Consider the following 21,878-nt stretch of genomic DNA (forward strand, 5'->3'; position numbering starts at 1 on the left):
CGGACACCACGTCATCATCGCTCACCAAGTCATCCTATGACCTGCGTCGACGGCCAGGTCAGCGGCGCGTGACGCCCGCCCGGAGCAGCCCGTACACGATGGAGTCGACGATCGCCTCGAACGACGCCTCGATCACGTTGGGGCCGACGCCGACCGTGCGCCAGGTGGCATCGGCGCCCGAGTCCATGGTCTCCACGAGCACCCGCGTCGTCGCGTCGGTGCCGTGCATCGTGTCCATGATGCGCACCTTGAAGTCGATCAGCTCGAACCGCTCGATCTCGGGGTACGTCGCCACCAGCGCCTGCCGCAGCGCATGGTCGAGCGCGTTGACCGGGCCGTTGCCCTCGCCGGTCGCGACCGTCCGGGTGCCGCCGGCCGTGAGCTTGACGGTCGCCTCGGCGCTCGCGCGCCCGAGGACCGCCGCGTTGGTCTCGACGATGACCCGCCAGCTCTCGACGTCGAAGTAGGTGACGCGGTCGCCGTCGACCTCCTCGCGCAGCAGCAGCTCGAACGACGCGTCGGCGGCGTCGTAGGTGTAGCCCTGCGCCTCTGCCGTCTTGATCCGCGCGGTCACGCGGCCGAGCAGCTGGTCCTGGCCCGCGAGCTCGAGGCCGAACTCGCGCCCCTTGAGCTCGATGGACGCGCGCCCGGCCATCTCGGAGATCAGCATGCGCATGTCGTTGCCGACGCGCACCGGGTCGATGTGCTGGTAGAGGTCGGGGTCGACCCGGATCGCGCTCGCGTGCAGGCCCGCCTTGTGCGCGAACGCGCTCGCGCCGATGTAGGGCTGGCGCGCGAACGGGCTGATGTTGGTGATCTCGCTGATCGCGTGCGCGATCCGGGTGGCCTCGCGCAGCCCGCCCGGGCCCGCGAGCAGGGTCCGGCCCTGCTTGATCTCGAGGTTCGCGACGACGGCGATGAGATCGGCGTTGCCCGTGCGCTCGCCGTACCCGTTCACGGTGCCCTGCACGTGCTCGGCGCCCGCGCCGACGGCCGCGAGGGAGTTCGCGACCGCGCAGCCCGAGTCGTTGTGCGCGTGCATCCCGATGACGGGGCCGTGCCCGACGGCGGCCCGGACGTCGCCGACGATCTGCGCGACGCCGTCGGGGAGCATCCCGCCGTTCGTGTCGCAGAGCGTGACGACCTCGGCCCCCGCGCCGAACGCGACGCGGACCGCCTCGAGCGCGTACGCCGGGTCGTAGCGGTACCCGTCGAAGAAGTGCTCGGCGTCGAGCACGACCCTGCGCCCCTCGCCGACGAGCAGCGCGACGGTGTCGGTGATCATCGCGAGGTTCTCGGCCGCCGTCGTGCGCAGCGCGCGCTCGACGTGCCGGATGTCGCTCTTGGCCACGAGCGTGACGACGGGGGCCTGGGCGTCGAGCAGAGCGCGCACCTGCGGGTCGTCCCAGGCGTGCGTGCCGGCCTTGCGCGTGGCACCGAAGGCCGCGAGCTCGGCGTGCACGAGGTGCAGCTCCTTGGCGGCGCGCGCGAAGAACTCCGTGTCCTTCGGGATCGCGCCCGGCCAACCGCCCTCGATGAAGCCGACCCCGAGCTCGTCGAGCAGCGGGGCGATGGCGAGCTTGTCGGCGACCGAGAGGTTCATGCCCTCCTGCTGCGCGCCATCGCGCAGCGTGGTGTCGTAGACGTGGAACGCCGCGAGCGGCGGGTGATCGCTGGTCACGTTGGGCTCTCTGGATGGGGTGACGCTCTACCGGGTGGCGCGCTATCTGCTGACGATCTAGCTGCCGGCGGGGGGTGGTGCCGGTCAGGCGATCGACTGGTCGGCGGGCGGGGGGTGGTGCCCGACAACAAAAAGACCCCCCGAGGGTACGGGAGGTCTGCGCGTTCGGCGGGTGGGGCCGAACGCGCTACACGATAATAAGCTGGGACTGGTGCACGGCCTCACTATGACACCGTGACCGACCAGTGAGAAGGGGTGTCCACCCACCGGACACCCCGCCCCGCTAGACGAGCCGGCGGAGCCAGCCGTGGCGGTCGGCGGCCCGGCCGTACTGGATGTCGGTGAGCTCGGCGCGCACGCTGGTGGTGACCGCGCCCGCGGCGCCGTCGGCCACCGTGAGATCGAAGTCGGTGCCCTTGAGCCGGCCGATCGGGGTCACGACGGCGGCGGTGCCGCACGCGAAGACCTCCGCGACCGAGCCGTCGGCGATGCCGGCCAGCAGGTCGGCGAGCAGGATCTGGCGCTCGCGCACCTCGTGCCCGGCGTCGGTCAGCAGCGCGATGATCGACGAGCGCGTCACGCCTTCGAGGATGGAGCCGGTGAGCTCGGGGGTCGAGACGCTCCCGTCCGCGTGCACGACGAACACGTTCATGCCGCCGAGCTCCTCGATCGCGGTGCTGGTGGCGGCGTCGAGGAAGCAGACCTGCTCGCAGCCGTGGTCGTACGCCTCCTGCTGGGGCAGCAGGCTCGCGGCGTAGTTGCCGCCGCACTTCGCGGCCCCGGTGCCACCCTGGCTCGCGCGGTGGTAGTCCTGGGCGACCCAGATCGACACGGGCGCGACGGCCCCGCCGAAGTACGGCCCGACCGGGGAGGCGATCACGAGGAACTCGGCCTCGAGGGAGGGCCGGACGCCGAGGAACTTCTCCGACGCGTACATGAACGGGCGCAGGTACAGGCTCGTCTCGTCGCCCGTGGGGATCCAGTCGACGTCGGTGCGCACGAGCGCGACGAGCGCGCCGAGGAAGTCCTCCGCCGCCAGGACAGGGAGCGCGAGCCGGCGGGCCGACGCCGCGAACCGCGCCGCGTTGGCCTCGGGCCGGAACGACCAGACCGAGCCGTCGGCGTGCTGGTACGCCTTGAGGCCCTCGAAGATCTCCTGGCCGTAGTGCAGGACGGCGCTGGCGGGGTCCAGCAGCAGCGGCCCGTACTTCACGACGCGGCGGTCGTGCCAGCCGGCGTCGACCGACCAGCCGATCCGGACCATGTGGTCGGTGAAGACCGTGCCGAACTTGGGCGTCGCGAGCGCCGCGAGCCGCTCGGCCTCGGGCACCGGCGCGTCGTTGCGCTGCACGGTGAAGGCGGCCACCGCGCCGGCGAGCGACTCGGGGACGCGAGCGGCGGAGATCGTGGACATGAGGCGGTGCCTTTCACCAGAGGACAACACAGACGGTACCCGCGGTCGCCGCCGGGCCGTCGGCTCGTCGACGGCGGCGCGGGGCTCGCGGACCGGCTCAGCCCGCTACAGGCTCAGCCCGCTACAGGCTCAGCCCGCGATGCGCGCGGCGAGCTCCTTGCCGACCTCGGCGGTCGTGCGCGCGCTGCCCGCCCCGCTCGGCCGGTCGGCAAGATCGGCGGCGACGGCGCGCTCGACCGACGCCGCGGCGTCGGGCAGCCCCAGGTGGTCGAGCAGGAGGGCGACCGACAGCACGGTCGCGGTCGGGTCGGCGATCCCCTTGCCCGCGATGTCCGGGGCCGAACCGTGCACGGGCTCGAACATCGACGGCGCGAGGTGCCGGCCGCCCGAGTCGACGTCGGGGTTGATGTTGGCGGACGCCGCGAGGCCGATCCCGCCGGTGATGGCCGCCGCGAGGTCGGTCAGGATGTCGCCGAAGAGATTGTCCGTGACGATGACGTCGAACCGGGCCGGGTTCGTCACGAGCAGGATCGTCGCGGCGTCGACGTGCAGGTAGTCGACGGTGACGTCGGGAAACTCGGCGTTGACGGCCTCGACCGTGCGGCGCCACAGGTGCCCGGCGTGCACGAGCACGTTGTGCTTGTGCACGAGCGTGAGCTTCCGGCGCGGGCGGGCGGCCGCCCGCGCGAAGGCGTCCCGCACGACGCGCTCGACGCCGAACGCCGTGTTGACGCTGACCTCGTTCGCGACCTCGTGCGGCGTGCCGACGCGGATCGCGCCGCCGTTGCCGACGTACGGGCCCTCGGTGCCCTCGCGCACGACGACGAAGTCCACGTCCCCCGGCGCCGACAGCGGCGAGGTGACCCCCGGGAAGAGCCGGCTCGGGCGCAGGTTGACGTAGTGGTCGAGCGCGAACCGCAGGCGCAGCAGCAGGCCGCGCTCGAGCACGCCGGACGGCACCTGAGGGTCGCCGACCGCGCCGAGCAGGATCGCGTCGTGCGTGCGGATCGCCGCGAGGTCCGCGTCCGTGAGGGTCTCTCCCGTCGCGTGCCAGCGCCGCGCGCCGAGGTCGAACTCGGTGGTGCGCACCGCGACGTCCCGGCCGACGAGCGCCGCGTCGAGCGCGAGCAGCCCCTGCTCCACGACCTCGGCACCGATGCCGTCGCCCGCGATCACTGCCAGTTCGAGGTTCCGCGTCATGGCGCCGACCCTAGTGCGAATCCCACGCCTCGGGACGGCCGTCTCACCTGTCGGCTACTCCGACGCGGGTGCCGCCGTCGTCGGCCGGGCCGGGAAGCGAAGCTCGAACCTCTCGAGCACCACCGGCAGGGACTCGTCGAAGGTACGCCCGCGGGCGGCGAGGGCCCGGCCGAACGCGGCGCGGTGCTCCCTGCGCCACGTATCGAGGGATCGGTCACCTTCGCCCTCGAGCCAGGCGGACTCGGCGTCGACCTCGGCGAACGGCACGACCCGCACGGCGCTCGTGCGCACGAGCGCGCACGGGTGGCCGCGCCCGTCGAGCAGGATCGAGAGGTCGCCGGGCCGCGGGAGCGGCTCGTCCGCGTCCTCGTACTCCCAGACCGCCGACGCGGTCGCCGTCTTCAGCCCGGCGAGCACCAGCGCGAGCAGCTCGTCCGCGAGCTCGGGCGAGTCCCCGAACGCCCAGGCGGGCGGCAGCACGCTCGCCGCCGGGCTGAGCCCGGTGATCACGGGCAGGCGCGCGAGGCCGACGCGCGAGCGCGCCAGCTCCCAGAACGCGACGAGCGCGGCGCCGGCCTCGTCGGGGGCGGCATCGCGGTCGGTCTCGAGCTCGGGCATGCACCTATCCTCCCCCGTCGCGCGCGGCCCCCGCCGCACTCCCCCGCACGCAGCGGCGTCCGCGCTCGGAGGTGACGAGCACCACCGGACGCGGACGCCGGTCGAGCAAACCCGCCGTCAGCGGGCGGCGGAACCCTCGACGAAGTCGGAGTCGGTCGGCTTGACCCAGGCGAAGAGCTTGCGCAGGCGGCGGCCGACGGCCTCGATCGGGTGCGCCTCGCCCTTGGCGCGCAGCGCCGTGAACTCCGGCGCGCCGGCGTCCTGGTCGTCGATGAAGCGCTTCGCGAACGCGCCGTTCTGGATGTCCGCGAGGACGGCCTTCATGTTCTCCTTGACGCTCGGGTCGATGACCCGCGGGCCGGAGACGTAGTCGCCGTACTCCGCCGTGTCCGAGACGCTCCAGCGCTGCTTGGCGATGCCGCCCTCGTTGATGAGGTCGACGATGAGCTTGAGCTCGTGCAGCACCTCGAAGTACGCGACCTCGGGCTGGTAGCCGGCCTCCGTGAGGGTCTCGAAGCCGTACTGGATGAGCTGGGAGACGCCGCCGCACAGCACGGCCTGCTCGCCGAAGAGGTCGCTCTCGGTCTCCTCCGTGAAGGTGGTCTTGATCCCGGCGGCGCGCAGGCCGCCGATCGCCTTGGCGTAGGACAGCGCGAGCGCCCACGCGTTCCCGGTCGCGTCCTGCTCGACGGCGACGATCACGGGCACGCCGCGCCCGTCGACGTACTCGCGGCGCACGAGGTGGCCGGGCCCCTTCGGGGCGATCATGACGACGTCGACGCCGTCGGGCGGGGTGATGTAGCCGAACCGGATGTTGAACCCGTGCGCGAACACGAGCGCGGACCCGGCGGCCAGGTTGGGCGCGATGTCGTTCGCGTACAGGTGCCGCTGCGCCTGGTCCGGCGCCAGGATGACGACGACGTCGGCCCACGCGGTCGCCGCGGCGACCGTGAGCACCTGGAGCCCGGCGTCCTCGGCCTTCGCGCGAGAGGAGCTGCCCTCGCGCAGGCCGACGCGCACGTCGACGCCCGAGTCACGCAGGTTCAGCGCGTGCGCGTGCCCCTGGCTGCCGTACCCGATGACGGCGACCTTGCGGCCGGCGATGATCGAGAGGTCGGCGTCGTCGTCGTAGAAAAGCTCTGCCACGGTGGATCTCCTCAGATGGGGTGCTACGCGCCTGGACGAGCCGACGCGCTGAACGGGACAAGGGTGGTGGGTTCGGGCCGGGTGGCCCGGCCCGGTTCGGTCAGGCCGAGCGGATGGCGCGGTCGAGCGCCCGGTCGGTGATGGAGCGTGCGCCGCGGCCGATCGCGACCGTGCCGGACTGCACGATCTCGCGGACGCCGTACGGCTCGAGCGCGGCCAGCAGCGCGTCCAGCTTGTCGGGCCCGCCGGTCGCCTCGATCGTGACCGCATCCGGGACGACGTCGACGACGTGCGCCCGGAAGAGCTCGACGACCTCGAGCACGCCGCCGCGCTGGCCGGCCTCGGCCCGCACCTTGACGAGCAGGAGCTCGCGCTGGACCGAGGACGACGCCTCGAGCTCGACGATCTTGATGACGTTGATCAGCTTGTTGAGCTGCTTGGTCACCTGCTCGAGCGGCAGGTCGTCAACGTCGACCACGACCGTGATCCGCGAGACGGTGTCGCGTTCGGTCGGACCGACCGCGAGCGAGTGGATGTTGAACGCGCGGCGGGCGAACAGCCCCGCGACGCGCGTCAGCACGCCGGGCTTGTTCTCCACCAGGACGGAGAGCGTGTGCCTGCTCATTGCCATGATCCCCTCAGTCCTCGCGGTCCCACGCCGGGGAGATGCCCCGGGCGTACTGGACCTCGTCGTTGCTGACGCCGGCGGCGACCATCGGCCAGACCATGGCGTCGGGCGAGACCGTGAAGTCGACGACCACCGGCTGGTCGTTGATCTCCATCGCGCGCCGGATCGTCGCGTCGACGTCTGCCTTGGACTCGCACCGCAGGCCGACGGCGCCGTACGCGTCCGCGAGCTTGACGAAGTCGGGCACGCGCCGCGTGCCGTGCCCCGTGTGGAGGTCGGTGTTGGAGTACCGCTCGTTGTAGAACAGGGTCTGCCACTGGCGGACCATGCCGAGCGAGGAGTTGTTGATCACGGCAACCTTGATCGGGATGTCGTTGATCGTGCAGGTCGCGAGCTCCTGGTTGGTCATCTGGAAGCAGCCGTCGCCGTCGATCGCCCAGACCGTCCGGTCCGGCGCGCCGACCTTGGCGCCCATCGCGGCCGGCACGGCGAAGCCCATCGTGCCGAGGCCGCCCGAGTTGAGCCAGGAGTTGGGGCGCTCGTACCTGATGAACTGCGCCGCCCACATCTGGTGCTGGCCGACCCCGGCCACGAAGATCGACTCCGGGCCGGAGATCTCGCCGATGCGCTGGATCACATGCTGCGGCGCCAGGTGCCCGTCGTCGGGGTCGGTGTAGCCCAACGGGAACGTCTCGCGCCAGTCGTCGATCTGGCGCCACCAGCCCTCGAGGTCCGGCTTGCCGTGGCGCGTGTGCTCGCGCGCGAGCTCGGGCAGCAGGTCCGCGAGCACCTCGCGCAGGTCGCCCACGATCGGCACGTCGACCGCCTTGTTCTTGCCGATCTCGGCGGGGTCGATGTCGGCGTGCACGACGGTCGCGTTCGGCGCGAAGCTCGAGAGCTTGCCGGTCACGCGGTCGTCGAAGCGGGCCCCGAGCGCGACGATCAGGTCGGCCTTCTGCAGCGCCGCGACCGCCGTCACCGTGCCGTGCATGCCGGGCATCCCCAGGTGCTGGGGGTGGGAGTCGGGCAGCGCGCCGCGGGCCATGAGCGTGGTGACCGCCGGCGCGCCGGACGCGTCGACGAGCGCGCGCAGCTCGGCCGAGGCACCCGCGCGGATCACGCCGCCGCCGATGTACAGGACGGGCCGGCGCGCCGTGGCGAGCAGGCGGGCGGCCTCGCGGATCTGCTTCGAGTGCGGCTTGGTCACGGGGTGGTACCCGGGCAGGTTGAGCTGCTGCGGCCAGCTGAACGTCGTCTGCGCCTGCATCGCCGACTTCGAGATGTCGACGAGCACGGGCCCCGGCCGTCCCGTCGAGGCGATGTGGAACGCCTCGGCGATGACCCGCGGGATGTCGTCGGCGTTGGTGACGAGGAAGTTGTGCTTGGTGACCGGGAGTGTGATGCCGACGATGTCAGCTTCCTGGAAGGCGTCGGTGCCGATGAACGACGCACCGACCTGGCCCGTGATCGCGACCATGGGGATCGAGTCCATGTTCGCGTCGGCGATCGGGGTGACGAGGTTCGTGGCGCCGGGCCCGGAGGTGGCGATGCAGACGCCGACCCGGCCGGTTGCGTGCGCATAGCCCGAGGCCGCGTGCCCGCCGCCCTGCTCGTGCCGCACGAGGATGTGGCGCACGCGGGTCGAGTCCATCAGCGGGTCGTACAGCGGCAGGACGGCGCCGCCCGGGATGCCGAAGACGACGTCGACGCCGGACTCCTCGAGGGACCGCACGATCGCCTGCGCGCCCGTGACCTGCTCGGGCCCGGCGGCCACGGGCGACGACGACGCCGCGGCGGCCACGCGCTCGACGAGCGCGTCCGGGCCGGGCGGGCGCGGAACGACGCTCGGGACGACGCCGTGGGCGCCGGCCGTGCGCGGTGGTGCCGGATGGTGTCCCTGGACCATCGATGTCTCCCTGAATTCGGCGTTGCACGTGCGGGGCACAAAAAAACCCCTCGGCCCGCGTACGGGCTGGGCGAGGGGGAAGCGCGCTGGCGGGGCCTAGTGGAATGGCCTCAGCCCGCGCGCCCGATAACTACAAGCCCGGCCACGACGACGAGGCCGGACGCTGAGAGAAGGATCGCCTGCATGCGTCGCACCTTACGCCGCCGCGGCCACCCGTGTCACTCCGGAAGCCCTGCGTCTCACATCGTGGTTCACATGCCCACAGGATGGACGCCGGCGACTGCGGGTGCCGGCGACACCGTGCCGTCAGCAGCAGCGGGCCTGCGGCGTCGAGTCGTCGTGCCGGGACCGCCAGTACGCCCGCTCGGTCTCGGGTGCGGTCCCCGGATGCGTGCGGGCGAGGTGCGCCACATAGCGCGCGTAGTCGTGGTCCCCCATGAGGGTCGTGGCGTACCACCGGACGCCGCCCGCGGCACGGGCGAGCGCCCGCACGGAGGCGGCCGCCGCCGGGCGCAGGCGCGCCCGCACGGTCCCGCCGAGCCGTGCGGGCGACGCCATCAGTGCCTACCGGTCGGAACCGGCGTGCGACCACCGTCGCGGCCGAGCGCGTCCCACTCCGCCTGCACGGCCTTCTCGGCCGGCGTCGCGAGGAGCCCGTTCGGGGCGAACAGGTGCGACGGCAGCTCGGGATCCTCGCTCGTCGGCATCCCGCCGAGCCTTCTCGACTTGACCATCACGGCCACGGCCGCCCCGACCACGATCAGGACCAGGACGGCGAACACGATCGACAGGGTGCCCTGGATGAACGTGTTCCGGATCACCGCGTCGATCGCCTGTGGGTCGGCCGCGGAGCCGAACGACTCGGCACCGGAGGCCTTCGCATCGAGGAAGGCCTGGTGGTTCGCCCAGTACCCGATCTTCGGGTTGCTCGAGAAGATCTTCTGGTACGACGCCGTCATCGTGATGACGAGGTCCCACAGGAGCGGCGCGCCCGCGATCCAGGCCCACTTGCCCCGCCCCTGCTTGACCAGGACAGCGGTCACGACCGTGAGCGCGATCGCCGCGAGCAGCTGGTTGGCGATCCCGAACAGCGGGAACAACGTGTTGATGCCGCCGAGGGGATCGGTCACGCCCATGAGCATGATCGCGCCCCAGCACGCCACGACGAGCCCCGAGCAGAGCCAGGCGCCCACGCGCCAGGACGGGTCGCGGAACTTCTTGGCCGCGCCGCCCAGGTTGCCGATGGTGTCCGAGAGCATGAACCGGGCGACCCGGGTGCCGGCGTCGACGGTGGTGAGGATGAACAGCGCCTCGAACATGATCGCGAAGTGGTACCAGAACGACGCGAGCGCGGAGCCGCCGAAGACGCCCGACAGCACCTGGGACATGCCGATCGCGAGGGTCGGAGCGCCGCCGGTGCGCGAGATGATCGAGGCCTCGCCGACGTTCGTCGCGGCCTGGGAGATCTCGGCGGGGGTGATCGGCGTGCCGCCGAGGCCCAGCCCGTTGACGTACTCCGCCGCGACCGTCGGGTCGGCGCCCGTGAGGGCAGCCGGGGCGTTCATGACGAAGTAGAGGTGCTGGTCGATGACGAGCGCGGTGACGAGCGCCATGATCGCGACGAACGACTCGACGAGCATGCCGCCGTAGCCGATGATCCGCGCCTGGCCCTCCTTCTCGAGCATCTTCGGCGTGGTGCCCGAGGCGATGAGCGAGTGGAAGCCCGAGAGCGCCCCGCACGCGATGGTGACGAACAGGAACGGGAACAGCGAGCCAGCGAACACCGGACCGGTGCCCTCGATCGCGAAGGTCGTGACGGCGGGGGCGTGGATCTCCGGGCGGACGACGAGGATGCCGACCGCGAGCAGGGCGATCGTGCCGACCTTCATGAAGGTCGACAGGTAGTCGCGGGGCGCGAGGAGCAGCCACACGGGCAGGATCGAGGCCGCGAAGCCGTAGCCGATGAGGCACCAGGCGATCGTCACGGGCTCGAGCGTGAACCAGGCCTGGCCCCACGAGGTCTCGGCGACCCAGCCGCCGGAGATGATCGCGAGCAGCAGCAGCACGAGTCCGATCCCGGAGACCTCGGAGACCTTCCCCGGCCGGAGGGTCCGCAGGTAGACGCCCATGAAAAGGGCGATCGGGATGGTCATGGCGATGGAGAAGACGCCCCACGGGCTGGCCGCGAGGGCGTTCACGACGACGAGCCCGAGGATGCCGATGACGATGATCATGATGACGTAGACGCCGATGAGCGCCGCGGTCCCGCCGACGCGTCCGAGCTCGTCGTGGGCCATCTGGCCCAGGCTGCGGCCCCCGCGGCGGACCGAGAGGGTCAGGACGAGATAGTCCTGCACGCAGCCGGCCAGCACCGCGCCGAAGATGATCCAGATCGTCCCGGGGAGGTAGCCCATCTGGGCCGCGAGCACAGGCCCGACGAGCGGCCCGGCACCTGCGATGGCAGCGAAGTGGTGGCCGAAGAGCACGCGACGGTCGGTCGGCATGAAGTCTTTGCCGTTGTCGTACGTCTCGGCGGGGGTCGCCCGGTCGTTGCGGGGCTTGACGACGTTGTACTCGATCAGGCGCGCGTAGAACCGGTAGCCGATGATGTAGGTCGACACCGCCGCGAGGACGAACCAGACCGCGTTCACGCTCTCGCCGCGGACGAACGCGACCATCGCCCACGAGATCGCCCCGAGCAGCCCGATCGCGGCGAACAGCAATTTCTTCCGGCCCGTGATGGGATTCGTGTCGATCACCCCGACCGGGGGTGACGCAGGATCTGTGCGAACAAGCTCGACGCCGGTGTCGGCCATGGGCTCTCCGTGATGCGTGACGTCACCGCGCCCGAACCCGTGCGGCCGGCGTCAGCATGACGCACAGAATTCTAACAGCGGCGCATTCTATGCTCGGCGATAAACTCGCGACTCCCAGGGGCGCAGTCGCCCCGGCTCGATTGACGCGGCAGCATTGTGCGCGGATTCCGCGGGCGGCAATTGCGTCGTTATTGGCCCAGGTGCGGACATATCCGGCACGGCCGCCCGCGGCCCGACGAAGTCGGGGTAGTTGCCGATGAGGCGCTCGGCGGAATCCCAGGATCGCGCGTCCGACAGGTCGACGGTCTGGTTCTCGCCGGTGAAGTTGCCGAGCACCAGCAGCTCGACGTCGCCGAGCCGGCGTGTGAAGGCGTACACGGCCTCGTCCGTCGGCGCGAGCATGGTGAAGTCGCCGAGGGCGACGGCGGGCACCGTGTGCCGCAGCTCGATCAGGCGCCGGTAGTGGTGGTAGACCGACGCCGGGTCCGCCACCTGCGCGGCCGCGTTGATCCGGTCGTGGTTCGGGTTCACGTCGATCCACGGCGTGCCGGTCGTGAACCCCGCGTGCGGACCCGCGTCCCACTGCACCGGTGTGCGGGCGTTGTCCCGGCTCATGGCGCGCAGGGCCGCGAGCAACGCGCCCTCGTCGGCGCCGTCCGCGCGGGCCTGCGCGACGTAGTTGAGGGACTCGATGTCGCGGTAGGAGTCGATGCGCTCGAAGTGCGCGTTCGTCATCCCGAGCTCCTCGCCCTGGTAGACGTACGGCGTGCCGCGGTGCAGGTGCAGGACAGTCGCGAGCATCGTGGCGGACAGCTCGCGGTGCGCGTCCGAGTCGTCCCCGAAGCGCGACACGATCCGGGGCTGGTCGTGGTTGTCCCAGTACAGGCTGTTCCAGCCCGTCTCGGCGAGCCCGGCCTGCCAGCGCCCGAACGACGCCTTGAGGTCGGTGAGCCGCAGCGGGCGCACGTCGAACTTCGTCGCGCCCTGGTCGAGCCCGACGTGCTCGAACTGGAACACCATGTCGACCTCGCCGCGGGCGGGGTCCGTGTACGCCACCGCGTCGTCGACCGTTGCGCCCGGCATCTCCCCGACCGTCAGCAGCCGGTCGCCCCGGCCCGCGAACACCTCGCGGTGCATCTCGTGGAGGAACTCGTGGATCCGCGGCCCGTTGGCGTAGTGCGGGTGGCCGTCGCCGAACCGGCCGCCGGCGCGCACGCTGCCGTCGGGCAGCGAGCCGTCGAGCGCCACGGCCTTCGAGATCATGTTGATGACGTCCATCCGGAAGCCGTCCACGCCGCGGTCGAGCCACCAGCGCATCATCGCGTAGATCGCCTCGCGCACCTGCGGGTTCTCCCAGTTGAGGTCAGGCTGCTTGCGGGAGAACAGGTGCAGGAAGTACTGGCCGGTCGCCGGGTCGAGGTGCCACGCCGGCCCAGAGAACGCCGACTCCCAGTTCGTGGGCTCGGCCCCCGGCGTACCGGGCTCGAGGTGCGGGCGCGCGTCCCGCCACCAGTACCAGTCCCGTTTGGGGTTGTCCCGCGAGGACCGCGACTCGACGAACCACGGGTGCTCGTCGGAGGTGTGGTTCACGACGAGGTCCATGACGAGCTTCATGCCGCGCGCGTGCACGTCGGCGAGCAGCGCGTCGAAGTCCGCGAGGGTGCCGAACACCGGGTCGATCCCGCGGTAGTCGCTGATGTCGTATCCGGCGTCGTCCTGCGGCGAGGGGTACACCGGGGACAGCCAGATCACGTCGACCCCGAGCCGCTCGAGGTGGTCGAGTCGGCCCTGGAGCCCGCGCAGGTCGCCGATCCCGTCGCCGTTCGAGTCCGCGAAGCTGCGCGGGTAGACCTGGTACACGACGGCGCTGGTCCACCAGGGCGCGCTCGCGGTGGGCTCGTCGCTCACGTGACTCTCCCTCCCCCAGGGCGCCTAGATCAGGACCGCGCCGGTCGAGGCCGACTGGACGAGCTTGGCGTACTTCGCGAGCACGCCACGCGTGTAGGTGGGGGGCAGCGGAGCCCAGCCGGTGCGCCGCGCGGCGAGCTCGGCGTCGTCGACCAGCAGGTCGAGCCGCGAGCTCTCCATGTCGAGGCGGATGCGGTCGCCGTCGCGCACGAACGCGATCGGGCCGGCGTCGACGGCCTCGGGCGCGACGTGCCCCACGCAGAGCCCGGTCGTGCCGCCCGAGAAGCGGCCGTCCGTGAGCAGCAGGACGTCCTTGCCGAGCCCCGCGCCCTTGATGGCGCCGGTGATCGCGAGCATCTCGCGCATGCCCGGGCCGCCCTTCGGGCCCTCGTACCGGATGACGACGACGTCGCCGGCCACGATCGTGCCGTCCTCGAGCGCGTCGAGCGCCAGGCGCTCGCGCTCGAACACGCGCGCGGTGCCCTCGAACACGTCCGAGTCGAAGCCCGCGGACTTCACGACCGCGCCGTCGGGGGCGAGCGAGCCCTTGAGGATCGTGATCCCGCCGGTCTTGTGGATCGGGTTGTCCAGCGCGCGCAGGATCTTGCCGTCGGGGTCCGGCGGGTTGATGTCCGCGAGGTTCTCGGCGACGGTCTTGCCGGTGACGGTCAGGCAGTCGCCGTGGATGAGGCCCGCGTCGAGCAGGGCCTTCATGATGACGGGCACGCCGCCGACGCGGTCGACGTCGGTCATGACGTACTGGCCGAACGGCTTGAGGTTGCCCAGGTGCGGGACCTTGGCGGCGACGCGGGTGAAGTCGTCGAGCGTGAGGTCGACCTCCGCCTCGTGCGCGATCGCGAGCAGGTGCAGCACGGCGTTGGTCGAGCCGCCGAAGGCCATCACGACGGCGATCGCGTTCTCGAACGCGTGCTTGGTCATGATGTCGCGCGCGGTGATGCCAAGCCGCAGCAGGTTGACGACGGCCTCGCCCGAGCGCACCGCGAAGTTGTCGCGGCGGCGATCGGCCGACGGCGGCGCGGCGGAACCGGGCAGCGACATCCCCATCGCCTCGGCGACGGACGCCATCGTGTTCGCGGTGTACATCCCGCCGCACGCGCCCTCGCCGGGGCAGATGGCCCGCTCGATGCGGCCAAGGTCCTCGGTGCTCATCAGGCCCTTCGCGCAGGCCCCGACGGCCTCGAACGCGTCGATGATCGTGACGTCCTTCTCGGTGCCGTCGGAGAGCTTGACCCAGCCCGGCATGATCGAGCCGGCGTACAGGAACACCGAGGCGAGGTCGAGCCGCGCGGCCGCCATGAGCATCCCGGGCAGCGACTTGTCACACCCGGCGAGCAGCACCGAGCCGTCGAGCCGCTCGGCCTGCATGACGATCTCGACGCTGTCCGCGATGACGTCCCGCGACACGAGCGAGAAGTGCATGCCCTCGTGGCCCATCGAGATCCCGTCGGAGACGGAGATCGTGCCGAACTCGAGCGGGTAGCCGCCCGCGGCGTGCACGCCGGACTTCGCGGCCTTCGCGAGCCGGTCGAGGGACAGGTTGCATGGCGTGATCTCGTTCCACGAGCTCGCGACCCCGATCTGGGGCTTCGCGAAGTCCTCGTCCCCGAGGCCGACGGCGCGGAGCATCCCGCGCGCGGCCGTCGCCTCGATGCCGTCGGTCACCTTCCGGCTGCGGGGCTTGATGTCGATCGCGCCGCGCCCGGCGCCGGGGGTGGACGTGGTGCTCGTGCTAGCCGTGGGCTCGGTCGTCGCCGTCATGGCGCGAGTCTAGATCGGCAGGTGGCAGGCCGCTTCGTCCGGTCGCCTCGCGGACACACCAGGCACATGTCAGCCCTCACGCGCCTGCCACGTGCACACGCAGGCCTCGTTGCCCTCGGGGTCGGCGAGCACCCAGAAGGCGGGCGCGCGCCGGTCGGACACCAGCCGGCCGCCGGCGGCGATCGCCGCCGCCACGCGCTCCTGCGCGACGTCGTGCGGCACGTCGACGTCGACGTGGATCCGGTTGCGCTGCGGCCGGGGCGCGTCCATCTGCTGGAACCAGACGGTCGGCCCAATCCCGTCGGGGTCGACGACCGCCGGGCTCAGCCCCTCGGACGGGGGCAGCACCTCGTCGCGGTAGCCGAGCACCGCGCGCCAGAACGGCTGCACCGCCGGGATCTGCAGGGCGTCGATCGCGATCTCGACGACCGCGGGGCGCGTCGGATCACCCGCGAACCCGAGCTCGTCCGCGACGGCCGAGATCTCCCGCGCGAGGGCGACGTCCTTGCCCGTCAGCCCGCCGGCGTCGTGCGTGGTGAGCACGACGTGCACGCGCGGATAGCGCAGATCGAGGTCGGGGTGGTGCCCGGCCGCCTCGGCGAGGTCGCCGATCCGGGCGACGAGCTCGACCCCGCGCGCGAAGTCGCCCGTGCGGAAGCTGGCGTGCAGCCGGCGCTGGACGACCCGCCAGTGCCGCTCGTCCACCGAGCCCTGCGCCGCCCCGTCCGTCAGTCTGGTTGCCATCCGGCCACTGTCGCACCGCCCGCCGTCACGCGCCCACCGACATCCGCCTGGCGGTCCGGCGCGCGGGGGTTGCAGTTGACGTAGCGTCAACTTCTAGGGTGTCGATCCGAGGGCGGAACCGCCGCCCTCGACGGTGGTCGACCGCGACCGGTACCCGGGGAGGAACGCATGCCGAGCGAGGGAAGCTGGACGATCGGCGAGCTGGCTCGCCTGTCCGGCGTGACGTCGCGCACGCTGCGGCACTACGACGCGATCGAGCTGCTCGCGCCGTCGGCCGTCGGGGCGGGCGGGCGGCGGGTGTACGGGCGGCGCGAGTTGCTCCGGCTCCAGCAGATCCTCGTCCTGCGCGAGCTGGACGTCGGGCTGCCGACGGTCGCGGAGATCCTGGGTGCCGGCGTCGGCGGCGGCGAACCCGCCGGCACCGACGGGACAGCCGGCGCCGGCGACGACGGCGCCCGGATGCTCGCGCGGCTGCGCGAGCACCACGAGCGGCTGCTCGCCGAGCGGGACCGGTTCGCCCGGCTCGCCCGGACGGTCTCGGCCACCATCACGGCACTCGAGAAAGGCGAGGACATGGCAGCGGACAAGCTCTACGAGGGCTTCGACAACAGCCAGTACGACATCGAGGCGCGCGAGCGCTGGGGGGACGAGCCGGTCGACCGCAGCCACGCCGCTTGGGCCCGGCTCGGGCCGGCGGGCCAGGAGGCGTTCCGGGGCGAGACCGCGGCGATCAACGCCGGCCTGGCCGCCGCGATGGCCGACGCCCTGGCGCCGGACCACGAGCGGGTGCAGGCGCTCGTCGCGCGGCACCACGCGCAGGTCGGCACGTTCTGGACCCCGAACCGCGCGTCCTACGCCGGCCTGGGCCAGCTGTACGTCGACGACCCGCGCTTCACGGCGACGTACGACGCCGTGGCGCCCGGGCTCGCCGAGTACCTGCGCGACGCGATGGGCCGCTTCGCCACAACGCTGCCCGGGTAACCCGGATGTGGCCCTAGGCTCAGGCGCGTGAGGTCTCAGGGAAGAGCCACGATCATCGACGTCGCCCGGTCCGCCGACGTCTCGGTCGCGACCGTGTCGAAGGTGCTCAACGGTCGCTACGGCGTCGCCGTCGCGACCGCGGAGCGGGTCCGGGCCGTGATCGAGCAGCTGGGCTACGAGTCGAGCCTCGTGGCCCGGAGCCTGCGCTCGCACCGGACCAACGTGATCGGCGTGCTGCTCGCCGAGTTCGAGCCGTTCAGCACCGAGCTCCTCAAGGGCCTGTCGAAGGCGATCGGGGGCAGCGGCTACGAGCTCCTGGCGTACTCCGGCGGCGGCCGGGCGGGCGGGAACGTCGGCTGGGAGCGGCGCTACCTCTCGCGCCTGAGCGGCACGCTGATCGACGGCGCGATCCTCGTGACGCCAACCGTCATCGACGACGAGTACCGGATCCCGGTCGTGGCGGTCGACCCCCACACGGGGCCGTCCGCGCTCCCGACCGTGGACTCCGACAACCTCGCGGGAGCGGTCCTGGCGACCGAGCACCTGCTCGGGCTCGGGCACCGCCGGATCGGCTTCCTCGCGGGCCGGCCCGACCTCGAGTCCGCACGACTGCGCGAGGAGGGCTACCGCAGCACGCTGGCCGCCGCGGGCCTGCCCGTCGACCCGGACCTCATCCGCGTCGGCTGGTACCGCGAGGAGTCGGCGGACCAGCCCGCGCGCGAGCTCCTGACGATGGCCGACCGGCCGACGGCGATCTTCGCCGCGAACGACCTCTCGGCCCTGAAGACGATGGAGGTCGCCCGGTCGCTCGGCCTGTCGATCCCGGCCGACCTCTCCGTCGTCGGCTTCGACAACGTGCCCGAGGCGGCGCTGTCCACGCCGGCGCTGACGACGATCAGCCAGCCGATCCAGCAGATGGGCGTCGAGGCGATGCGCCTGCTCATCGCACTGGTCAACGGCGACGAGGTCGCCGACACCCACCGCCGGCTGCCCACCGAGCTCATCTCCCGGGGGTCGTGCAGCGCGCCCTGAGCGGCCGCGCTCGCCTCAGGTCTGCGCGACGACGTTGGCCGGCGCCTCGCCGGCGACGAGGCGCCCGAGCTGGGCCTGGATGACCGCGACCATGCGCGAGTGGCTCGCGGTCGTGTTGCCGCCCTCGTGCGGGGTGATGATCACGCCGGGCGCCGCCCACAGCGGATGGCCGGCCGGCAGCGGCTCGGGGTCGGTCACGTCGAGCGCGGCGCGCAGGCGGCCGGACTCGAGCTCGACCAGCAGCGCCGCGGTGTCGACGACCTTGCCGCGAGCCACGTTCACGAGCAGCGCGCCGTCGGGCATCAGCGCCAGGAACCGGGCGTCGACGAGCCGCTCGGTCTCCGGGGTGAGCGGGACGATGACGATGACCACGTCGACCGTCGGGAGCAGCTCGGGCAGCTCGTTCACGCCGTGCACGTGGCCGCCCGGCTCGTCCCGGGCCGTGCGGGCCACGCGGACGATGTCGACCTTGAACGGCTCGAGCCGCGCCACGATCGCGGACCCGACCGAGCCGTGGCCGAGCACGAGCACGCGCCGGTCGGCGAGCGAGGCCCGCACCCGGGACGTCCAGACGCCGGCGGCCTGCTGACGCAGCGCGTCGTCGAGGCCGCGCTGGGACGCGAGCACGAGCGCGAGCGCGAGCTCGGCGGTCTCGTCGTCGTGCACGCCCCGCCCGTTGCCGAGCGTGATCCCGGGCGGCAGGTGCGGCAGCACGTGCTCGTACCCCGCGCTGGGAAGCTGCACGAAGGACAGCCGGGGCAGCCCGCGCAGGCGCCCGAACCCCGCGGGGTCGAGGAAGTACGGGGGCACGACGACGGCGTCCACCTCGCGCGCGACGTCGGGGTCCAGCGGCCGGCGCAGGTCCCAGACGACGAGCCGCACCCCGGGCGGGGGGACGAGGTCGGCGAGCGTCGCGGCGTCGGGCACGGTCACCGTGAGCGACCCGCGCCGCGGGGCCGTGGCGGAATCGGCGGATTCGGCCGGGGCAACAGGATCGGCAGGATCGGCATGGGCAGCGGCAGCGGCAGCGACGGGGGCGGGCACCCCGAGAGTCTCTCGCGGATCGCCGCGCAGGACGAAACACAGGACCAACGGCCCGCGACCCGGCCCTGCCGGACGCTCCAGAGTGGGTTGTATCGGGACCCGCACTAGGACGAAAGGCCCCGACCCTGCACACGCGACCTGCAAGGAGGCAGCTCATGTCCACGCACCGCTCCACCGGTTCTCCCCACGGCGTCAGCGCGGCCGGCGGCGGCGCCGCGCCCCACCCCGCGACGCTCATCGACACCGACGTCGTCACCTCGAGCGCCGGCCGGCACGTGCTGGCGGCGAGCCGGCTCGCCGTCGGCTTCATCTTCCTGTGGGCGTTCCTCGACAAGACCTTCGGCCTGCACTATTCGACCGGCGCCGCGGTCGCCGAGGGCACCCCGAGCCTGTCCTGGCTCGAGGGCGGCACGCCGAGCCAGGGGTTCCTGACGTTCGCGACGATCGGCCCGTTCCAGGACTTCTTCGCCTCGATCGCCAGCCCCGCGAGCGACTGGCTGTTCATGCTCGCGCTGCTCGGCGTCGGCGCCGCCGTGATGCTCGGGATCGGGCTTCGGGTCAGCGCCGCCGCCGGCACGCTCCTCATGCTGTCGATGTGGCTCGCCGAGTGGCCGCTCCAGCAGGGTTCGACGAACCCGCTGATCGACTACCACATCGTGTACGCGCTCGTCCTGATCGCGTGCGCGGTGCTGCGCTCCGGCGACACCTGGGGCCTCGGGCGCCGCTGGGCCGCGCTGGACCTCGTGTCCAGGAACGGCTGGCTGCGCTAACGGCCGCTCACCTCTCGGCGCGCACGACCTCGGCGTCGGCGGCGTCGGCTGCCTCGGCGACCTCCTGGGCGACCGCGACCTCCTCGGTGGTCTCGGCGCCGTCCCGGATGTGCCGGGTCACCCACGGCGCGAGCGCGAACAGCGCGAGCGCGAACACGAGCGCGACGGCGCCGATCGCACCGAAGTACAGCGTGTCCGAGGTGCCCTCGGTCGCCGTCACGAGCTGCGCGGTGATGGCCTGCCCCGCCGCGGGAGCCAGGAACCACAGCGCCATGGCCTGGCTGCGGAAGGCCCGGGGGGCGAGCAGGGTCGCGGCCGCGAGCCCGACCGGGGACAGGCACAGCTCGCCGAGGGTCTGCACGACGTAGACGAGGATCAGCACCCAGGCGGGCGACTTGCCGTCGCCCGCGACCGCCGAGGCGCCCGCGAGGAACAGGAACGACACGGCCGCGAAGGTCAGCCCGATGGCGAACTTCGCCGCCGTCGGCGGGCGGCCGCCGGTGCGCAGCCAGAGCCACGCGAACACCGGCGCGAGCAGGATGATCGTCGCGGGGTTCACCGACTGGAAGAACTCGGGCGCGAACTCCCAGCCGAAGATCGACAGCTCGGTGCGGTTCGCGGCGAAGCTCGCGAGGGTCGTGGCCGCCTGCTCGAAGATCATCCAGAACAGCATCGCGGCGACGAACAGCGGCACGTACGCCATCAGGCGCGACCGCTCGGGCGCGCTGACCTTGGGCGAGCGGAACATCACGACGAAGTACGCGACGGGCGCCGCGAACGCGAGCACCGACAGCGTGTCGATCATCGTGGTGACCCCGAACGAGCCCGAGATCAGCCGCGCGACGAGCGCCACGGCGACGATGCCCGTGACGATCATCCCGAAGGTGCGCACCAGGCGCGGCCGGTCGGCCGGCTGCAGCGGGTTGGGGGCGCCGTCGCCCGCCTCCCCGAGCAGCTTGCGGCCCGCGACGAAGAACGCGAGCGCGATGCCCATCCCGACGGCGGCCACCGAGAAGCCCGCGTGGAAGCCACCCGCCGCGCGCGCGGCGCCGACGACGAACGGCGCGACGAGCGAGCCGAGGTTGATCCCCATGTAGAAGATCGAGAAGCCCGAGTCGCGGCGGGTGTCCTCGCGCGAGTAGAGCTCGCCGACCATGCTCGATACGTTGGGCTTGAGCAGCCCCGTGCCGAGCGCCACGAGCACGATGCCGAGGTAGGAGAACCCCGCGCCCGGGATCGACAGGAGCACGTGGCCGGCCGCGATGACGAGGCCGCCGTACAGGGTCGAGCGGCGCGCGCCGAGCACGCGGTCCGCGAGCCAGCCGCCGACGACCGAGAGCAGGTAGACCGAGGCGCCGTAGATCGAGACCACCGCGAGGCCGGTGGTCTCGCCGATCCCGAGCCCGCCGTCGGCGACGGCATCCGTCAAGTAGTACAGCAGGATGGCGCGCATCCCGTAGTAGCTGAACCGTTCCCACAGCTCCGTGGTGAACAGCGTCATCAGCCCGCGCGGGTGGCCGAAGAAGCCGCGGCTGAGCGGCACCACCGACGGCGCGGGGGACAGGGGATCATTGGTCATCGTTCTATTATCTCGCGGTGACTTCGGCGTGACTGACGCCAAAGTCCCGCGTGACCCTGCCTTGGGTGTGCAGGGACGGCCGGGCTACGCGGGCAGCCCGAACCGATACTCGTCCTCGAGGATGCCCATCTCGACCGCGTCGCACCAGCCGTCGCCGTCGCGGTACGCGTCGCGCCGCAGCCCCTCGACGACGAAGCCCATGCCCTCGTAGATCGCCTGCGCCCGCGTGTTGATCGAGAGCACCTCGAGCCCGACGCGGTGCAGGCCGACGCCGTCGAACGCGAGGCCGAGCACCAGCCCGATCGCGTCGCCGCCGTAGCCCCGCCCGCGCGTCGACGGCCGCATCGACAGGTGCAGGTCCGCGCAGCCGCGCGCCTCGTCGATGTCCTTGAGCACGATCTGGCCGAGGAAGTCGTCCGAGCCGCTCGCGGTCACGGCGAGGTCGATCCGGCCGTCCCGGTCGGCGACGGTCGCGCACCATGCGTCGACCTCGGCGCGCGTGAACGCGGCCGTCTGGCCCGTGACGCGCCGGCTCTCGGGGTCGCTGACGATCTCCCAGAGTCCGCCGCCGTCGCGGGCGCCGATCGGCCGCAGCCGGACGAGCTCACCTTCGAGGGTGGGCTTGATCATCC

18 protein-coding genes are annotated in these 21,878 nt (G+C 72.2%); 3 read left to right on the plus strand and 15 right to left on the minus strand.

Annotation, left to right across the window (positions count from 1 at the left end; translation table 11 throughout):
- Positions 1–58: 58 nt before the first annotated feature.
- The 12 genes from cimA to J4E96_RS15325 form a co-directional block, all read right to left on the minus strand.
- Entirely contained in the window at positions 59–1,681 is a 1,623-nt protein-coding gene (gene cimA / locus J4E96_RS15270) for a citramalate synthase (protein WP_227422924.1), read from the minus strand.
- A 283-nt stretch (positions 1,682–1,964) separates the two neighbouring features.
- Positions 1,965–3,095 (minus strand): branched-chain amino acid aminotransferase, encoded by a 1,131-nt coding sequence (locus J4E96_RS15275; protein WP_227422925.1) that lies wholly within the window; start codon positions 3,093–3,095, stop codon positions 1,965–1,967.
- 129 nt (positions 3,096–3,224) lie between these two features.
- Positions 3,225–4,295 carry a 3-isopropylmalate dehydrogenase gene (locus J4E96_RS15280; protein WP_227422926.1) on the minus strand — a complete coding sequence of 357 codons (1,071 nt, stop codon included), beginning with the start codon at positions 4,293–4,295 and terminating at the stop codon, positions 3,225–3,227.
- A 54-nt stretch (positions 4,296–4,349) separates the two neighbouring features.
- Positions 4,350–4,913 (minus strand): ASCH domain-containing protein, encoded by a 564-nt coding sequence (locus J4E96_RS15285; RefSeq protein WP_227422927.1) that lies wholly within the window; start codon positions 4,911–4,913, stop codon positions 4,350–4,352.
- A gap of 117 nt (positions 4,914–5,030) precedes the next feature.
- Complete coding sequence (gene ilvC / locus J4E96_RS15290) at positions 5,031–6,059, minus strand: ketol-acid reductoisomerase (protein WP_227422928.1); 1,029 nt, start codon at positions 6,057–6,059, stop codon at positions 5,031–5,033.
- A 100-nt stretch (positions 6,060–6,159) separates the two neighbouring features.
- Positions 6,160–6,684 (minus strand): acetolactate synthase small subunit, encoded by a 525-nt coding sequence (gene ilvN, locus J4E96_RS15295; protein ID WP_227422929.1) that lies wholly within the window; start codon positions 6,682–6,684, stop codon positions 6,160–6,162.
- A 13-nt stretch (positions 6,685–6,697) separates the two neighbouring features.
- Positions 6,698–8,593 carry an acetolactate synthase large subunit gene (locus tag J4E96_RS15300; RefSeq protein ID WP_227422930.1) on the minus strand — a complete coding sequence of 632 codons (1,896 nt, stop codon included), beginning with the start codon at positions 8,591–8,593 and terminating at the stop codon, positions 6,698–6,700.
- A 306-nt stretch (positions 8,594–8,899) separates the two neighbouring features.
- On the minus strand, positions 8,900–9,151 hold the full coding sequence (locus tag J4E96_RS15305) for a YbdD/YjiX family protein (RefSeq protein ID WP_227422931.1): 252 nt from the start codon (positions 9,149–9,151) through the stop codon (positions 8,900–8,902).
- Positions 9,151–11,409, minus strand: coding sequence for a carbon starvation CstA family protein (locus tag J4E96_RS15310; RefSeq protein ID WP_227422932.1), 2,259 nt, complete (start codon positions 11,407–11,409; stop codon positions 9,151–9,153). The genes J4E96_RS15305 and J4E96_RS15310 overlap by 1 nt, the downstream gene beginning before the upstream one ends.
- 87 nt (positions 11,410–11,496) lie before the next feature.
- Positions 11,497–13,317, minus strand: a complete 1,821-nt coding sequence (locus tag J4E96_RS15315; RefSeq protein ID WP_227422933.1) for a glycoside hydrolase family 13 protein — start codon at positions 13,315–13,317, stop codon at positions 11,497–11,499.
- A 24-nt stretch (positions 13,318–13,341) separates the two neighbouring features.
- Positions 13,342–15,096: a dihydroxy-acid dehydratase gene (ilvD, locus tag J4E96_RS15320; protein WP_227422934.1), complete on the minus strand. Its 1,755-nt coding sequence runs from the start codon at positions 15,094–15,096 to the stop codon at positions 13,342–13,344.
- Positions 15,097–15,165: 69 nt separating this feature from the next.
- Positions 15,166–15,840, minus strand: coding sequence for a 4a-hydroxytetrahydrobiopterin dehydratase (locus J4E96_RS15325; protein ID WP_227422935.1), 675 nt, complete (start codon positions 15,838–15,840; stop codon positions 15,166–15,168).
- A gap of 168 nt (positions 15,841–16,008) precedes the next feature.
- Here J4E96_RS15325 and J4E96_RS15330 point away from each other — a divergent pair, with 168 nt between their 5' ends.
- Together J4E96_RS15330 and J4E96_RS15335 are read left to right on the plus strand one after the other, a co-directional pair.
- Complete coding sequence (locus tag J4E96_RS15330; RefSeq protein ID WP_227422936.1) at positions 16,009–16,821, plus strand: MerR family transcriptional regulator; 813 nt, start codon at positions 16,009–16,011, stop codon at positions 16,819–16,821.
- Between the two features lie 27 nt (positions 16,822–16,848).
- Complete coding sequence (locus J4E96_RS15335; RefSeq protein ID WP_227422937.1) at positions 16,849–17,853, plus strand: LacI family DNA-binding transcriptional regulator; 1,005 nt, start codon at positions 16,849–16,851, stop codon at positions 17,851–17,853.
- A 15-nt stretch (positions 17,854–17,868) separates the two neighbouring features.
- On the opposite strand, the gene J4E96_RS15340 is transcribed toward J4E96_RS15335, so the two are convergent.
- A complete protein-coding gene (locus tag J4E96_RS15340; protein WP_227422938.1) occupies positions 17,869–18,897 on the minus strand; it encodes a 2-hydroxyacid dehydrogenase in 1,029 nt (342 codons plus the stop codon).
- Positions 18,898–19,052: 155 nt separating this feature from the next.
- On the opposite strand from J4E96_RS15340, the gene J4E96_RS15345 reads away from it, so the two are divergent.
- Positions 19,053–19,667, plus strand: coding sequence for a DoxX family protein (locus J4E96_RS15345; RefSeq protein WP_227422939.1), 615 nt, complete (start codon positions 19,053–19,055; stop codon positions 19,665–19,667).
- 7 nt (positions 19,668–19,674) lie between these two features.
- Here the strand turns inward: J4E96_RS15345 and J4E96_RS15350 are convergent, their stop codons facing one another.
- A complete protein-coding gene (locus J4E96_RS15350) occupies positions 19,675–21,246 on the minus strand; it encodes a peptide MFS transporter (RefSeq protein ID WP_227422940.1) in 1,572 nt (523 codons plus the stop codon).
- 84 nt (positions 21,247–21,330) lie between these two features.
- The gene (locus tag J4E96_RS15355) at positions 21,331–21,876 is read right to left on the minus strand and encodes a GNAT family N-acetyltransferase (RefSeq protein ID WP_227422941.1); all 546 of its coding nucleotides are present in this window, start codon (positions 21,874–21,876) and stop codon (positions 21,331–21,333) included.
- Between the last annotated feature and the right edge of the window lie 2 nt (positions 21,877–21,878).

The sequence above is a fragment of the Pengzhenrongella sicca genome (genome assembly GCF_017569225.1).
GTDB lineage: Bacteria > Actinomycetota > Actinomycetes > Actinomycetales > Cellulomonadaceae > Pengzhenrongella > Pengzhenrongella sicca.

Bases quoted from the DNA above. Each gene is read 5' to 3' on its own strand.
- J4E96_RS15275 (WP_227422925.1), bottom strand. From the start codon at position 3,095: ATGTCCACGATCTCCGCCGCTCGCGTCCCCGAGTCGCTCGCCGGCGCG.
- J4E96_RS15280 (WP_227422926.1), bottom strand. From the start codon at position 4,295: ATGACGCGGAACCTCGAACTGGCAGTGATCGCGGGCGACGGCATCGGT.
- J4E96_RS15285 (WP_227422927.1), bottom strand. From the start codon at position 4,913: ATGCCCGAGCTCGAGACCGACCGCGATGCCGCCCCCGACGAGGCCGGC.
- ilvN (WP_227422929.1), bottom strand. From the start codon at position 6,684: ATGAGCAGGCACACGCTCTCCGTCCTGGTGGAGAACAAGCCCGGCGTG.
- J4E96_RS15300 (WP_227422930.1), bottom strand. From the start codon at position 8,593: ATGGTCCAGGGACACCATCCGGCACCACCGCGCACGGCCGGCGCCCAC.
- J4E96_RS15305 (WP_227422931.1), bottom strand. From the start codon at position 9,151: ATGGCGTCGCCCGCACGGCTCGGCGGGACCGTGCGGGCGCGCCTGCGC.
- J4E96_RS15310 (WP_227422932.1), bottom strand. From the start codon at position 11,409: ATGGCCGACACCGGCGTCGAGCTTGTTCGCACAGATCCTGCGTCACCC.
- ilvD (WP_227422934.1), bottom strand. From the start codon at position 15,096: ATGACGGCGACGACCGAGCCCACGGCTAGCACGAGCACCACGTCCACC.
- J4E96_RS15325 (WP_227422935.1), bottom strand. From the start codon at position 15,840: ATGGCAACCAGACTGACGGACGGGGCGGCGCAGGGCTCGGTGGACGAG.
- J4E96_RS15330 (WP_227422936.1), top strand. From the start codon at position 16,009: ATGCCGAGCGAGGGAAGCTGGACGATCGGCGAGCTGGCTCGCCTGTCC.
- J4E96_RS15345 (WP_227422939.1), top strand. From the start codon at position 19,053: ATGTCCACGCACCGCTCCACCGGTTCTCCCCACGGCGTCAGCGCGGCC.
- J4E96_RS15350 (WP_227422940.1), bottom strand. From the start codon at position 21,246: ATGACCAATGATCCCCTGTCCCCCGCGCCGTCGGTGGTGCCGCTCAGC.
- J4E96_RS15355 (WP_227422941.1), bottom strand. From the start codon at position 21,876: ATGATCAAGCCCACCCTCGAAGGTGAGCTCGTCCGGCTGCGGCCGATC.